The organism is Variovorax atrisoli, assembly GCF_014195185.1.
Taxonomy (GTDB): domain Bacteria; phylum Pseudomonadota; class Gammaproteobacteria; order Burkholderiales; family Burkholderiaceae_C; genus Variovorax; species Variovorax atrisoli.
Genome location: NZ_JACIBG010000011.1, coordinates 107,410 through 120,130 on the forward strand (window position 1 = coordinate 107,410; position 12,721 = coordinate 120,130).

Consider the following 12,721-nt stretch of genomic DNA (forward strand, 5'->3'; position numbering starts at 1 on the left):
GGGAGGTCCCTTGCCCCTGTCGGCGGGGGCTCTCTCTATAATCGCCGGTTGGTTAGGAAAAGCCCCCCGACGAGCCCCCGATAATTGAGGACGCGAATGAGCGCAGACCCGCATTACCAGGCCACAGAAGAAGCCCACACCGGGCCGATCAAGAACCCGAAGCAACTGCTGCTCGCGGTATTTTTTTCCTTCATTGCCCCGATCCTGATCATCATGGGTCTTGTCTCCTACGTGGCCTCGGGCAACAAGCCCGCAGGTACCGCGCAAGGCGACAACATGGCGCTCTACGGCGTGACCAAGGAAGCGCGCGACCGCGAAGTGGCCGAGCGCCTCAAGAAGGTCGGCACCATCGAGATCCGTGACGCCAACCGTCCGCTGGCCACCGGCGAGGCCGTGTTCAAGGCCCAGTGCGTCGCCTGCCACGGCGCTCCCGGCATTCCCGGCGCGCCCCACCTGAACGACGCCGCAGCCTGGGGCCCGCGCATCGGCCAGGGCTACCCGACGCTCCTCGAACATGCACTGAAGGGCAAGGGCGCCATGCCTCCGCAGGGCGGCGGCGACTTCGAAGACCTCGAAGTGGGCCGTGCCGTGGTCTACATGGCCAATGCCGGCGGTGCCAAGTTCCCGGTGCCCGATCGCCCCGCTGCTGCGGCCGGGGCGCCGGCCGAAGGTGCTTCCGGCGCAGCGCCTGCCGAAGGCGCTGCGGGTGCGGCTCCTGCTGCATCTGCAGCGGCGAGCGCTCCAGCCAAGTAAGCGTTTTCCCTGATCTCCTCATGAAAGAACAAAGCCGGCCCAGCGCCGGCTTTGTTCTTTCTGCATTCGGCCTCAGGCGTGCGAGGCGGCTGCGTGGCGCTCGGCCGGGCTCAGCACGTGGCCGAAGCGCAGGGGCAGTTCGCTTGCCTGCACCGGCTCGGGCGTCCAGATGCCCCGCTCGACGGCCTCTGCGGCGATGCCCACGTCCTGCGTGTGCACGAGCCCGAGCCCCATCGGCGATGCCAGATAGAGCCTGCCGTCCTCGTCGAGGAGGCAGCCCGACACCTTGGCTGCCGTGCCCGTGTGGGCTGTGACGCTGAAGCCGCCACCATCCGCCTCCTCGGCAACGCGCCACACGAGGGGCGCGGCCTCCAGCTCCACGTACACGCGCTGCGGGCCGTTCTGGAAGAACCACTGGCCCTCGTCGTCGTGCTCGTAGTTGCGGTGGATGAATTCGATCAGCTTGTCGTGCCGCAGCATCGAGCCCTTGGCGGTGCGGAACGGGCCCTGGGCCTGGGTGCGGTCGTCGCGCATGTACCAGTTGCCGCGCGCGTCGAGGCCGAGCCAGCCGTAGCAGTGCGGCACGTTGGGCCACTTGGCCAATGCTTGCTTGACGATGTCATCCATGGCGTCATTCTCTTCCTGGCGGCAAGCCCCCACCGTCAGCGGAAGCGCCGCCGTGCAGCTGCAGCCAGCCGCCGACCTGTTCCGGCATGCCCCGCACATGACCCGGCGGCAGCCCCATCGGAAAGCCGACGTGCCCGCCGTGTTCGGGCTGCCACAGCGTGACGTACGAGCCGACCTCGCCGGGCTTCGGCAGGCTGCAGGCCGGAATGAAGGGGTCGTTGCGCGCGTTCACCACGAGGGCCGGCACCCGGATCGAGGCAAGGTGCGGCTTCGCCGAGCCCCGCGCCCAGTAGTCGTCGGCATCGCGGAAGCCGTGCAGCGGCGCGGTGAAGACGTTGTCGAACTCGTAGAGGTTGCGCGTCGACACCAGCCGCTCGCGGTCGAACAGGCCCGGAAACTGCGCCAGCTTGGCCAGCGCCTTGGGCTTCATGGTCGAGAGGAACATGCGCGTGTAGACCAGCCTGTTGAAGCCCTTGCCGATGGCCTCGCCGCCCGCGGCGAGGTCGAGCGGCGCGCAGACCGAGGCGACGGCACTCACCACGCCGGAGGCGGTCTCGCCCGCTTCGCAAGCCCATCGCATCAGCGCATTGCCGCCCAGCGACACGCCCGCCGCCAGCACCGGCCCGCCGCCCTTGCTCGCGTGCTGCTCGCGCATGCGCGCGAGGATCCAGCCGATCTCCTCGAAGTCGCCGGAGTGGTAGGCGCGCGGCGCGAGGTTCATCTCGCCGCTGCAGCCCCGGAAATGGGGCACCGCGAAGGCCATGCCGCGCGAGGCCGCGAAGGCGGCGAAGGCCTCTGCGTAGTGGCTTCGCGAGGAGCCTTCGAGCCCGTGGAACAGCACCAGCAGCGGCCTCGCCCCGGGCATCGCGGCGTCGACGAAATCGACGTCGATGAAGTCGGTGCCGTCGGGGGTCGACCAGCGCTCTCGGCGGTAGACCGGCGCCGGCCCGTCGAAGCGGCGGGCGTAGAGCGCGGGCCAGATGGTCTGCAGGTTGCCGCCGGGCAGCCAGCGCGGCGCGGCGTAGCCCATCGCCTCGAGGGAAGAAGTTCCGGCCGCGGCGGCCGGGGAGAAGGAAGCGACCGGGGAGAGCATCGATCGATCGTCAATCAATGCAGGACCTGGGGCGGATCGTTCGCGTCGTCCGGCTCGCGCGCGGTGCCGGGGCTCGCATGGTGCGCCACCATGCGCCAGCCCTGCGCGGTCTTGTGATAGACGTTGGTGGCCAGCACGAAGGCATGGCGCGGGCCCTCGGCGGTGAGCACCTCGATGCGCTCCAGCACGTTGTGCACGGCGCTCGCGAGCGACTCGATCTTGCGCACCCGCGCCGGCATCGCATGGATCGCGCCGTTGCCGAACATCTGCTCGAAGGCCGCGCGGATCGCCACGGCCCCCACCAGCCGCGGGCCGCCGGGGTGCACGCAGAACACCTCGTCCTCGTCGGCCCAGCAGGCCATCAGCGCATCGATGTCGCCGCGCTGCAGCGCTTCGTAGAAAGCCGTCTCGACGTCGTCGGCGGTGCCGCCGATGGCCGCTGCGGCACGGAGTGGGGTCTTGGGCATGGCGTGATTTTGCCCCGCCCTCCGTGACGCGGGCACTGCACCGCTTTGGTCCTTGCCGCACCGGTCGGCCGCACTTCGGGCGGATCGCATGCTCCGTTTTGGACCAAATGGTCAAACCCGGAACGCCTGTTTTTCGCAAGTCTTTGATTTGAAAGGATTTATCCAACTGGCACGCCGCATGCATGGAGCCTCCCGAACCCGCAACAGGAGCCCTTCCAATGAACGTCGGCATCTTCATCCCCATCGGCAACAACGGCTGGCTGCTTTCCGAGAACGCACCGCAGTACAAGCCCAGCTTCGAGCTCAACAAGGAGATCACGCTGAAGGCGGAGCGCTACGGCGTCGACTTCGCGCTGTCCATGATCAAGCTGCGCGGCTTCGGCGGCAAGACGGAGTTCTGGGACCACAACCTGGAGTCCTTCACGCTCATGGCCGGCCTCGCCGCGGTCACCAGCAGGATCAAGCTCTTCGCCACCGCCGCCTCGCTGGTGATGCCCCCTGCCATCGTGGCGCGCATGGCCTCCACCATCGACTCGATCTCCAACGGCCGCTTCGGCCTGAACCTCGTCACCGGCTGGCAGCGGCCCGAGTACTCGCAGATGGGCATGTGGCCCGGCGACCAGTTCTTCGGCACGCGCTACCAATACCTGTCCGAATACATCCAGGTGCTGCGCGACCTCTGGGGCAAGGGCTCGTCCGACTTCAAGGGCGACCACTTCAAGATGGACGACTGCCGCCTCAGCCCCCGCCCGCAGGCCGACATGAAGGTGATCTGCGCCGGCCAGAGCGACGCAGGCATGGATTTCTCGGCCAGGTACGCCGACTACAACTTCTGCTTCGGCAAGGGTGTGAACACGCCCAAGGCCTTCGCGCCCGCGGCCGACAAGCTCATCGAGGCTACCGCGAAGACCGGCCGCAAGGTCACCACCTACGTGCTGATGATGGTGATCGCCGACGAGACCGACGAAGCCGCGCGCGCCAAGTGGGAGCACTACAAGGCCGGCGCCGACCACGAGGCCATCGCGTGGCTGGGCCAGCAGGGCGCGGCCGACACCAAGTCGGGCGCCGACACCAACGTGCGCCAGATGGCCGACCCGACCTCCGCCGTGAACATCAACATGGGCACGCTGGTCGGCTCCTACGCGAGCGTCGCGCGCATGCTCGACGAAGTGGCCGAGGTGCCCGGCACCGAAGGCGTGCTGCTGACCTTCGACGACTTCGTGCAGGGCGTCGAGGCCTTCGGCGAGCGCATCCAGCCGCTGATGAAGAGCCGCGCGCACGTGCACAGCCCCGTGCCCTCGCAGGTCGAACCCGAGCGCCTCGCGGCCTGAGCGGAAGGAGCGCCACGTGACCACTCCCGCACGCAACACCACCCTCACCTCGAACACGCCCGTCGGCGCGCCGCGCGCGCCCGGTGCACCCGCGCCGCTGATACTGCCCGCGCGGCCCGAACCGCTGGCGCTGCACGCGAGCGACTCGGCGCTGATCGTCGTCGACATGCAGAACGCCTACGCCTCCATCGGCGGTTACGTCGATTCGGCCGGCTTCGACATCTCCGGCGCGCAGGGCACCATCGCCGGCATCGTGCGCGCCATCGCGGCGGCGCGCGCGGCGGGCATGCTGGTCGTGTTCCTGCAGAACGGCTGGGACGCGAACTACGTGGAAGCCGGCGGCCCCGGTTCGCCCAACTGGCACAAGTCGAACGCGCTCAAGACCATGCGCGCCAGGCCCGAGCTGCAGGGCAAGTTCCTCGCCAAGGGCGGCTGGGACTACGAGCTCATCGAGGAGATGAAGCCACAGCCCGGCGACATCGTCGTGCCGAAGACGCGCTATAGCGGCTTCTTCAACAGCACGCTCGACAGCACCCTGCGCTCGCGCGGCATCCGCCACCTGGTGTTCACCGGCATCGCCACCAACGTGTGCGTCGAATCGACGCTGCGCGACGCCTTCCATCTCGAATACTTCGCCGTGATGCTGGAAGACGCCACGCACGAGCTCGGCGGACCCGCCATCCAGAAGGCATCGGTCTACAACGTGGAGACCTTCTTCGGCTGGGTGTCCACGACGGAGCACTTCTGCAGCACCTTCGCGCCCTCCCTCGGTACCCAGGCCGCACAAGCCGACCAGGCCGCCAAGGCCGAAGCGGCCGTCGCCTGATTTCCCCTTCCCACCCTCTTCGACAAGGACCCTCCACCATGCCCAAGCAAGCCATCATTCCTCCCGGCACCGGCGTTCCCATCGCTCCCTTCGTCCCCGGCACGCTCGCCGACGGCGTGCTCTACGTGTCGGGCACGCTGCCCTTCGACAAGGACAACAACGTGGTGCACGTCGGCGACGCGAGCGCGCAGGCCAGGCACGTGCTGATGACCATCAAGGGCGTGGTCGAGGCCGCCGGCGGCACCATGGACGACGTGACCTTCAACCAGATCATGCTCAAGGACTGGGCCGACTACGCGAAGATCAACGCGGTGTACGCCGAGTTCTTCCCCGGCACCAAGCCCGCGCGCTACTGCATCCAGTGCGGCCTGGTGAAGCCCGACGCGCTGGTCGAGATCGCGTCGATCGCGCACGTGGGCAAGAAGGCCTGAGCTTCATGAGCGCGCTGCACTACGAGGTGCACGGGCCGTCCGATGCAGCGGCCACGGTGCTGCTGTCGTCGGGCCTCGGCGGCTCGGCCGGCTTCTGGCAGCCACAACTCGGCGCGCTGATCGCCGCCGGCTACCGCGTCATCGCCTACGACCAGCGCGGCACCGGCCGCAGCCCCGCCGCGCTGCCCGAGGCCTACGCCATCGCGGACATGGCCCGCGACGTGATCGAGATACTCGACGCGACGAACACCGCGCGGTGCCATTTCGCCGGCCATGCGCTCGGCGGCCTCGTCGGACTGCAGCTTGCACTCGACGCGCCTTCGCGCATCGCGAGCCTCGCGCTCGTCAACGCGTGGTCGAAGCCCAATCCGCATTCGGCGCGCTGCTTCGATGCACGGCTCGCGCTGCTCGACGCATGCGGCCCGCGCGCGTACGTCGAAGCGCAGCCGATCTTTCTCTATCCCGCCGCCTGGGCCGCCGAGAACGCGCAGCGCGTGGCCGACGAAGTCGATCACGCCTTCGCGCACTTCCCGGGCGAAGCCAACATGCGGGCTCGCATCACCGCGCTGCGCGCCTTCGACATCGACGCCAGCCTCGCCGACATCGTCGCGCCCGCATTGATCGCCGCAGCCAGGGACGACACGCTCGTGCCCTGGACCTGCTCGCAGCGCCTGGCCGATGGCCTGCGCGACGTCACGCTCGACTTCATGCCGCACGGCGGCCATGCCCACAGCGTGACAGAGGCCGACACCTTCAACCGCAGCCTGCTCGACTTTCTCTCGCGGGTCAGCGCACCCGCCGTTCCAGCATGACCCTCAAGAACACCCTCGACGACGCCGCGCTGTCGCTGCTCTTCACCGGCGCGCGCACCCACAACGGCTGGACCGACGAGCCCGTCACCGACGCGCAGCTCGCGCAGATCTACGCGCTCGCGAGCCTCGGCCCCACATCGGCCAACTGCTCCCCCGCGCGCTTCGTCTTCGTGCGCACGCCCGAAGGCAAGGAGCGCCTCGCGCCGGCGCTCTCCAAGGGCAACCTCGAAAAGACCATGACCGCGCCCGTCACCGTCATCGCCGCGTGGGACCGCAAGTTCTACGACAGGCTGCCCACGCTGTTCCCGCACGCCGACGCGCGCAGCTGGTTCACCGGCAGCCCCGAGGCCGCGCACGAGACTGCCTTCCGCAACGCCAGCCTGCAGGCGGGCTACCTGCTGCTCGCGGCGCGCGCGGTCGGGCTCGACGCGGGCCCGATGTCGGGCTTCGACAAGGCGAAGGTCGACGCGGCCTTCTTCGAGGGCACCGACTGGACCGTCAACTTCCTCATCAACCTCGGCCATGGCGACACGTCGAAGCTGTTCGGCCGCCTGCCGCGGCTGGCCTTCGACGAGGCCTGCCTGCTGGCCTGAAGGAGTCACGCGAGATGCTGCACAACGCCATGGCCTCGAACCCTGCTTCATCGTCACCCAACCCAGCCCTGCTTCCGCAGGGCCTGCAGAAGGCCGACTACCGCAACGCGATGGCGCGGCTGGGCGCGGCGGTGAACATCATCACCACCGACGGCCCCGCAGGCCGCGCGGGCTTCACCGCATCGGCCGTGTGCAGCGTGACCGACGAGCCGCCGACGCTGCTGGTGTGCCTCAACCGTTCGGCCTCGGTGTACCCGGCGTTCAAAGCCAACGGCGTGCTGTGCGTCAATGTGCTGGCGGCCGGGCACCAGTCGCTGTCCACGCTATTCGGCGGCAAGACGCCGATGGACGAGCGCTTCGCCGCGGCCCGCTGGAGCAGCAAGACCACCGGCTCGCCAGTGCTCGACGATGCGGCCGTGTCCTTCGACTGCCGCGTGGTGCACGCGACGAGCGCAGGCACGCACGATGTCCTGTTCTGCGAGGCCGTCTCGATCGCCATCGGCGGTGCGGCGCAGGGCCTCATCTACTTCGATCGCCGGTATCACGAGATCGCTGCGCCGCCGCAGCACTGATCCGTTTTATCCCCTCTCCCCTCGGGGAGAGGGTTAGGGTGAGGGGGCAACGGCGCTCGCAGGAGCAGCAGTGACTTTTCAGGCCGCCACCCACCCCAACCCTCCCCCAGCGGGGGAGGGAGCAAGGCAGGCCTCAGCGCGGCACGATGCCCTGCAGCACGATGCGCTGAACGTTCTCCACCGCACGCTCGAAGAAGGCTTCGTCTTCCAGCGTATGCCCCGACAGCGCCTGCACCTGCACGCCGAAGTCCGCGTAGTGCTGCGTCATTGCCCACAGCCCGAAGATCAGGTGGTGCGGATCGACCGGCGCCAGCTTGCCCGCATCGATCCATGCGCGGATCACTTCCGATTTCTTCTCCACCAGCGTGCGCAGTTCGCGATCGAGTTCGTCGCGCAGCAGCGGTGCGCCCTGGATCATCTCCAGGCAGAAGAGCCGCGACGCATCGGGCCGGTCGCGCGAGATCACCAGCTTGCGGCGGATGTAGCCGCCGATGGCCTCGACCGGGTCCTGCTCGGCGCTGAAGCCGCGCAGCGGTTCGAGCCACAGCGCGAGCAGGTCGCGCAGCACGTTGACGTAGAGCTCTTCCTTGTTGGCGAAGTAGTAGAGCAGGTTGCTCTTCGACACATCGGCGCGAGCGGCCACCTGGTCGATGGAGGTGCCATGCAGGCCGAAGCGCGAGAACAGCCCCAGCGCCGCGCCGAGGATCGCGCTGCGCTTGTCCTCGATCTGGCGCAGCCTGCGGTTCACCGCGGACGCGCTGCGCACCGCAGGCTTCGCGCGCTTGCGTGCGGGACTCTCCTTGCTGGCGCTCGCGGCCAGTGCTTTGGTCTTCGGCATGTTCCCTCGATCCTCCCTCGTTCGTTCGTTCGATCAGTCGGTCCTGCCTCGGCAGGCGTTACGGCGCACCACTGTAAGGCCGTGGTGCATCGCCTTGCGCCGCGACCGCCTTCGCGGCACGGCAATTCGCACCATGCTGACGCGACGGATGGGTTTTGTCCATTTGGTCCAACTGGCACAGACGTTGCATGGCGAAAGGCATGCCAAGCAAGAGGAACCTGCCATGACCCTGCTTTCCGTACCCATCATCGATCTCGCGCCCTACTTCGCCGGCACCGCCGAAGGCAAGGCGGAGGTAGCGAAGAAAGTCGACGAGGCCTGCCGCAGCATCGGCTTCCTCGTCATCACCAACCACGGCATCTCGCCCGAGCTGATCTCGCGCGTGTCGTCGCTCTCGCGCAAGTTCTTCGACATGCCGCTGGGCGAGAAGCGAAAGGTCGATCGTCCGCGCGAAGACGCTGTGCGCGGCTACAGCGCGGTGGGCGAGGAAGGCCTCTCCTACAGCCTGGAGGAAGCGGCACCGGGCGACCTGAAGGAGTCGTTCTCCATCGGCCCCTCGAACGTGCCGGACGACGACTACCACCGCGGCCCCGCCGCGGGCCCGCACTTCGAGCCCAACAGCTGGCCGCCGCTCGAGGGCTTCAAGGAGGCCTACGAGCAGTACTTCGAGGCGATGAGCGATCTCTCGCGCTCGCTGATGCGCGTCTTCGCGCTCGGCCTCTCGCTGCCCGAGACCTTCTTCGACGACAAGATCGACAAGCACATCAGCATGTTCCGCGTGCTGAGCTACCCGCCCCAGCGCGAGCAGCCCCTGCCCGGCCAGCTGCGCGCGGGCGCGCACAGCGACTACGGCAGCCTCACCATCGTGCTGCCCGACGACAAGGGCCTGCAGGTGTTCAACAAGGCCGGCCAGTGGGTGGACGTGCCGCAGGTCGAGGGCGGCCTGGTGGTCAACATCGCCGACCTCATGATGCAGTGGACCAACGACCAGTGGGTGTCGACGCTGCACCGCGTGATCAACCCGCCCTTCGAGGTGGCGAGCACCAACCGCCGCCAGTCGCTGGTGTTCTTCCACCAGCCCAACTACGACGCGATGGTCGAGTGCCTGCCGAGCTGCCTCGCGCCGGGCGAGCAGCCGAAGTACGCGCCCATCTCGTCGGGCGACCACCTCACCTCCAAGTTCGTCAAGCAGACGACCTTCGGCGGCACCAAGGTCGCGGCCTGATTCCTCGGAGGCGCCCGGATCACATGGCCCACCTGTCCTACGTCAACGTCTTCGCGAAGGACGTGGTCGCGCTCAGCGGCTTCTACCAGCGCGTGTTCGGCTTCAAGGAGATCGAGGCGATCCGCTCGCCCATCTTCCGCGGGCTGGACACCGGCAAGTCGAGCCTCGGCTTCAACGCGCTCGATGCCTACGAGCTGCTGCACCTGAGCGAGTTCTCCGACACGCGCGGCGTGAAGTTCCTGCTGAACATCGACGTCGACAGCCAGGCCGACGTCGACCGCATGGTGCCAGTCGCGCTCGAGGCCGGCGCCACGCTCGTGAAAGCGCCCTACGTCACCTACTACAACTGGTACCAGTCGGTGCTGCTCGATCCCGAGGGCAACGTGTTCCGCATCAATTTCATGATGTAGCGGCGCGCGGCCTTCGCCTCTCTTCTCTCGCTTCTGCTTTTCCCTCCCCCGTCTTCACGCTCCTCACGAAAGGTTGCTCCATGCCGCGCATTTCCTCCAACGGCCCGGCCCTCGGCCTGGCACTGACGCTCGCAGCCTGCGGCGCCTCGTTCTCGCTGCCGGCCGCCGCCGACGGCTTCACGCTGAAGGACAAGCCGAAGATCGCGATGCTCTACTTCGGCCCCAAGAACGACGGCGGCTGGACGCAGGCCTTCGACGAGGCCCGCGTGAAGATCGAGAAGGAGATCGGCCAGAAGATCCAGTTCGTGGAGAACGTGCCCGAGGACGCGTCGGCCATCAAGCCCGCGGCCGAGAAATTCATCCAGCGCGGCGCCAACATCGTGATCGGCACCGCCTTCGGCTACTCCGACAGTTTCAAGGACCTGGCCGCCAAGTACCCCGACGTGGCCTTCCTCAACGGCTCTGGCACCACCAACGGCAGCAACCTCGAGTCGTTCTACGGCCGCACCTACGAGAGCCAGTACCTCTGCGGCATGGCCGCCGGTGCCGCATCGAAGACCGGCAAGCTCGGCTTCGTCGCGGCCAACCCCTTCGGCGTGGTGAACTGGACCATCAACGCCTTCGCGCTCGGCGCGCAGAAGATGAACCCCAACGCCACCGTCAACGTGATCTACACCGGCGCGTGGAACGACCCGGTGAAGGAGCGCGCCGCCGCCGCCGCGCTCATCGACCAGGGCGCCGACGTGATCGGCCAGCACGTGGACAGCCCCACGCCGCAGATCGTCGCGCAGGAGCGCGGCGTGTACGGCACCGGCCACCACCGCGACCTGCGCCAGTTCGCGCCCAAGGCAACGCTGTGCTCCTCCGTGTGGGTGTGGGACCGCTTCCTGACGCCGGAGCTCAAGAAGATCATGGCCGGCGGCTGGAAGCCTGCGCAGTACGGCGCCTTCATCGAGATGAAGGACGGCGGCACCGACATCGCCGGCTTCGGCCCGGCCGTGCCCAAGGACAAGGCAGCCCTCATCACCGCCGAGCGCGACGCGATCATGAAGGGCAAGCAGATCTACGCCGGCCCGCTCGCCGACCGCGACGGCAAGGAGCGCGTGGCCAAGGGCGCCGTTCTTTCGGACGCCGACCTCTGGAAGATGGACTGGTTCGTCAAGGGCGTGGTCACGCAGAAGTAGGCCCGCAGACAAGGCAAGGCCGCACATGCCCAACGCGCTCGAACTCACCGGCATCCGCAAGTCCTTCGACGGCTTCGCGGCTCTGACCGACGCCCACTTCGCAGCGCGCTGGGGCGAGGTGCACGCGCTGCTCGGCGAGAACGGCGCAGGCAAGTCGTCGCTGATGAACATCGCGGCCGGGCTCTACGCGCCCGAAGCCGGGCAGCTGCTGGTTGACGACAACGCGGTGCGATTCGCCGGGCCGCGCGATGCGGCGAAGCACCGCATCGGCATGGTCCACCAGCATTTCAAGCTGGTGCGGCCTTTCACGGTGGCACAGAACATCCTGCTCACCGCGCCGCCGCCGGCGGAGTTCCAGAGCCATGGCGAGAGGCTGCGCGAGATCACGCGCGACATCCGCAACAAGGCCGCGGAGCTGGGCTTCGACATCGATCCGTCGAAGCGCGTCGATGCGCTGTCGGTCGCCGAGCAGCAGCGCGTTGAGATCCTCAAGGTGCTGCTGGCGGGCGCGCGCATCCTGATCCTGGACGAGCCCACGGCCGTGCTGACCGACCAGGAGGCCGCGCGCCTGCTGCAGACGGTGCAGGGCCTGGCGCGCAAGGGCTCGGCGGTGGTGCTGGTCACGCACAAGATGGCCGACGTGAAGACCTACGCCGACCGCGTGACGGTGATGCGCGGCGGCCGCACGGTGGCCACGCTGAAGCCGGAAGAAGCGTCGGTGGCCGAACTGGTGAAGCTCACCGTGGGCGAATCGATCGCCGCGCAGGGCTTCCAGCCCTCGGCGGCGCCTCGCGGGCCGGTGCGCCTTTCGGTGCGCGGGCTGCGCACGCCGGCCTCGCCCGAGGGCCGCCGCGTGCTCGACGGCGTGGACCTCGAACTGCATGCCGGCGAGATCTACGGCCTCGCCGGCGTGGGCGGCAACGGACAGGGCGAGCTGGCGGGCGCGATCATGGGCCTGGACGGCGAACCCACCGAAGGCGGGATGCGGCTCGAAGGCCATGGCGATCTGAAGACCATGCCCGCCTCGGTGCGCCGGAGCATCGGCATCGCGGCCATTCCCGCCGACCGCTACGGGCTCGCGCTCGCGGGCGGCCTCTCGGTGGCCGAGAACTACGCCATCGGCCGGGTGCACACCGGCCGCTACGGACCCGTGTGGCGCCTGCGTCGCGGCCGCATCCAGAGCGACACGCAGGAAGCGGTGCGCGCCTTCGATGTGCAGGGCGTGCGCTCGGTCGCGCAGAAGGCGGCGCTGCTCTCGGGCGGCAACGCGCAGAAGCTGGTGCTGGCGCGCGAGTTCGGCAAGTCGCCCACGCTGGTGCTCGCGCACAGCCCGAGCCGCGGGCTCGACGTGCGCGCCAGCGCCGAGGTGCACGCCAGGCTGCGCGCTGCACGCGACAGCGGCGCGGCGGTGCTGCTCATCAGCGAAGACCTCGACGAGGTGCTGCAGCTCGCCGACCGCGTCGGCGTGATGACGCGCGGTCGCATCGCCGGCGAGTTCGCGCAGCCCGCGGACCGGCAGGCCATCGGACAGGCGATGGTGGACCATGGCTGACGCATCC

15 protein-coding genes are annotated in these 12,721 nt (G+C 68.5%); 11 read left to right on the forward strand and 4 right to left on the reverse strand.

Annotated elements, in window-relative coordinates; all coding sequences use genetic code 11:
• The first annotated feature begins 96 nt into the window (after window positions 1-96).
• The gene (locus FHY06_RS30805; RefSeq protein WP_184607332.1) at window positions 97-753 is read left to right on the forward strand and encodes a c-type cytochrome; all 657 of its coding nucleotides are present in this window, start codon (window positions 97-99) and stop codon (window positions 751-753) included.
• A gap of 72 nt (window positions 754-825) precedes the next feature.
• On the opposite strand, the gene FHY06_RS30810 is transcribed toward FHY06_RS30805, so the two are convergent.
• The 3 genes from FHY06_RS30810 to FHY06_RS30820 form a co-directional block, all read right to left on the reverse strand.
• Window positions 826-1,380 (reverse strand): DUF2946 family protein, encoded by a 555-nt coding sequence (locus FHY06_RS30810; RefSeq protein ID WP_145761580.1) that lies wholly within the window; start codon window positions 1,378-1,380, stop codon window positions 826-828.
• A 4-nt stretch (window positions 1,381-1,384) separates the two neighbouring features.
• The gene (locus tag FHY06_RS30815; protein WP_132755310.1) at window positions 1,385-2,410 is read right to left on the reverse strand and encodes a YheT family hydrolase; all 1,026 of its coding nucleotides are present in this window, start codon (window positions 2,408-2,410) and stop codon (window positions 1,385-1,387) included.
• Between the two features lie 77 nt (window positions 2,411-2,487).
• Window positions 2,488-2,940 (reverse strand): YybH family protein, encoded by a 453-nt coding sequence (locus FHY06_RS30820; protein WP_019657598.1) that lies wholly within the window; start codon window positions 2,938-2,940, stop codon window positions 2,488-2,490.
• A gap of 218 nt (window positions 2,941-3,158) precedes the next feature.
• On the opposite strand from FHY06_RS30820, the gene rutA reads away from it, so the two are divergent.
• From rutA to rutF, 6 genes are read left to right on the forward strand one after another with little or no spacing between them, the layout of a single operon-like run.
• Window positions 3,159-4,271: a pyrimidine utilization protein A gene (rutA, locus tag FHY06_RS30825; protein ID WP_145761579.1), complete on the forward strand. Its 1,113-nt coding sequence runs from the start codon at window positions 3,159-3,161 to the stop codon at window positions 4,269-4,271.
• A gap of 16 nt (window positions 4,272-4,287) precedes the next feature.
• Window positions 4,288-5,097, forward strand: coding sequence for a pyrimidine utilization protein B (rutB, locus tag FHY06_RS30830; protein ID WP_019657600.1), 810 nt, complete (start codon window positions 4,288-4,290; stop codon window positions 5,095-5,097).
• A gap of 38 nt (window positions 5,098-5,135) precedes the next feature.
• On the forward strand, window positions 5,136-5,528 hold the full coding sequence (gene rutC, locus FHY06_RS30835) for a pyrimidine utilization protein C (RefSeq protein ID WP_184607333.1): 393 nt from the start codon (window positions 5,136-5,138) through the stop codon (window positions 5,526-5,528).
• Between the two features lie 5 nt (window positions 5,529-5,533).
• Window positions 5,534-6,340, forward strand: coding sequence for a pyrimidine utilization protein D (gene rutD / locus FHY06_RS30840; protein WP_184607334.1), 807 nt, complete (start codon window positions 5,534-5,536; stop codon window positions 6,338-6,340).
• Window positions 6,337-6,933, forward strand: coding sequence for a malonic semialdehyde reductase (locus FHY06_RS30845; RefSeq protein WP_019657603.1), 597 nt, complete (start codon window positions 6,337-6,339; stop codon window positions 6,931-6,933). The genes rutD and FHY06_RS30845 overlap by 4 nt, the downstream gene beginning before the upstream one ends.
• A gap of 14 nt (window positions 6,934-6,947) precedes the next feature.
• A complete protein-coding gene (gene rutF, locus FHY06_RS30850) occupies window positions 6,948-7,505 on the forward strand; it encodes an NADH-dependent FMN reductase RutF (protein ID WP_019657604.1) in 558 nt (185 codons plus the stop codon).
• A 133-nt stretch (window positions 7,506-7,638) separates the two neighbouring features.
• On the opposite strand, the gene rutR is transcribed toward rutF, so the two are convergent.
• Window positions 7,639-8,343 carry an HTH-type transcriptional regulator RutR gene (rutR, locus tag FHY06_RS30855; RefSeq protein ID WP_019657605.1) on the reverse strand — a complete coding sequence of 235 codons (705 nt, stop codon included), beginning with the start codon at window positions 8,341-8,343 and terminating at the stop codon, window positions 7,639-7,641.
• A 223-nt stretch (window positions 8,344-8,566) separates the two neighbouring features.
• Between rutR and FHY06_RS30860 the strand changes: the two genes are divergently transcribed.
• The 4 genes from FHY06_RS30860 (at window position 8,567) to FHY06_RS30875 (ending at window position 12,714) form a co-directional block, all read left to right on the forward strand.
• Window positions 8,567-9,568, forward strand: a complete 1,002-nt coding sequence (locus FHY06_RS30860; RefSeq protein ID WP_020723346.1) for an isopenicillin N synthase family dioxygenase — start codon at window positions 8,567-8,569, stop codon at window positions 9,566-9,568.
• Between the two features lie 23 nt (window positions 9,569-9,591).
• Window positions 9,592-9,978, forward strand: coding sequence for a VOC family protein (locus FHY06_RS30865; protein ID WP_019657607.1), 387 nt, complete (start codon window positions 9,592-9,594; stop codon window positions 9,976-9,978).
• Window positions 9,979-10,058: 80 nt separating this feature from the next.
• Window positions 10,059-11,162, forward strand: a complete 1,104-nt coding sequence (locus FHY06_RS30870; protein ID WP_019657608.1) for a BMP family ABC transporter substrate-binding protein — start codon at window positions 10,059-10,061, stop codon at window positions 11,160-11,162.
• Between the two features lie 25 nt (window positions 11,163-11,187).
• Complete coding sequence (locus tag FHY06_RS30875; RefSeq protein ID WP_184607335.1) at window positions 11,188-12,714, forward strand: ABC transporter ATP-binding protein; 1,527 nt, start codon at window positions 11,188-11,190, stop codon at window positions 12,712-12,714.
• Window positions 12,715-12,721 lie beyond the last annotated feature (7 nt).

Excerpts from the sequence above, each read along its gene's own strand:
- rutD (WP_184607334.1), top strand. The coding sequence starts at position 5,534 with ATGAGCGCGCTGCACTACGAGGTGCACGGGCCGTCCGATGCAGCGGCC.
- FHY06_RS30860 (WP_020723346.1), top strand. The coding sequence starts at position 8,567 with ATGACCCTGCTTTCCGTACCCATCATCGATCTCGCGCCCTACTTCGCC.
- rutA (WP_145761579.1), top strand. The coding sequence starts at position 3,159 with ATGAACGTCGGCATCTTCATCCCCATCGGCAACAACGGCTGGCTGCTT.
- rutR (WP_019657605.1), bottom strand. The coding sequence starts at position 8,343 with ATGCCGAAGACCAAAGCACTGGCCGCGAGCGCCAGCAAGGAGAGTCCC.
- FHY06_RS30865 (WP_019657607.1), top strand. The coding sequence starts at position 9,592 with ATGGCCCACCTGTCCTACGTCAACGTCTTCGCGAAGGACGTGGTCGCG.
- FHY06_RS30815 (WP_132755310.1), bottom strand. The coding sequence starts at position 2,410 with ATGGGCTACGCCGCGCCGCGCTGGCTGCCCGGCGGCAACCTGCAGACC.
- FHY06_RS30820 (WP_019657598.1), bottom strand. The coding sequence starts at position 2,940 with ATGCCCAAGACCCCACTCCGTGCCGCAGCGGCCATCGGCGGCACCGCC.
- FHY06_RS30870 (WP_019657608.1), top strand. The coding sequence starts at position 10,059 with ATGCCGCGCATTTCCTCCAACGGCCCGGCCCTCGGCCTGGCACTGACG.
- FHY06_RS30845 (WP_019657603.1), top strand. The coding sequence starts at position 6,337 with ATGACCCTCAAGAACACCCTCGACGACGCCGCGCTGTCGCTGCTCTTC.
- FHY06_RS30875 (WP_184607335.1), top strand. The coding sequence starts at position 11,188 with ATGCCCAACGCGCTCGAACTCACCGGCATCCGCAAGTCCTTCGACGGC.
- FHY06_RS30805 (WP_184607332.1), top strand. The coding sequence starts at position 97 with ATGAGCGCAGACCCGCATTACCAGGCCACAGAAGAAGCCCACACCGGG.
- rutF (WP_019657604.1), top strand. The coding sequence starts at position 6,948 with ATGCTGCACAACGCCATGGCCTCGAACCCTGCTTCATCGTCACCCAAC.
- rutC (WP_184607333.1), top strand. The coding sequence starts at position 5,136 with ATGCCCAAGCAAGCCATCATTCCTCCCGGCACCGGCGTTCCCATCGCT.
- FHY06_RS30810 (WP_145761580.1), bottom strand. The coding sequence starts at position 1,380 with ATGGATGACATCGTCAAGCAAGCATTGGCCAAGTGGCCCAACGTGCCG.